1 pseudogene is annotated in these 401 nt (G+C 47.4%); it reads right to left on the reverse strand.

Annotated elements, in window-relative coordinates:
* Positions 1-395, reverse strand: a pseudogene (gene trpD, locus A3761_RS06910) (anthranilate phosphoribosyltransferase); the annotation flags it as partial.
* Positions 396-401: the final 6 nt, after the last annotated feature.

Genomic DNA, 401 nt, shown 5'->3' on the forward strand with positions numbered 1-401 from the left:
GCACCGGCATTTAAAGTAATAATTGAGCGTGCTTTTTGCGCAGCCTCGCTTTGTTCCTTTCCTAAAGCTGCTTTTATCAAGTTTAGGCTTTGTTCTGCACTATCGACACCCAAGCCATCAAGTGAAGCTCGCGCCAGGTCAAAGTCTTCTGGTTTGATGGTGTATTCACTGACTACGCCATCCTTGAGTTCAGCGACATGGCTGTCGCCGGAAATAGTGATCTCATCGAGGCCGTCACTCGCGTGGACGATGAGTATATGCTCGCTACCCAGACGTTTTAATACTTCAGCCATAGGCTTACACAAAGCACTATTGAATACGCCGATCACTTGCTTACCAACGTTAGCAGGGTTAGTCATGGGGCCAAGCATATTGAAGATGGTACGAATAGCCATCTGCTT

It is taken from the genome of Oleiphilus sp. HI0123 (assembly GCF_001635315.1).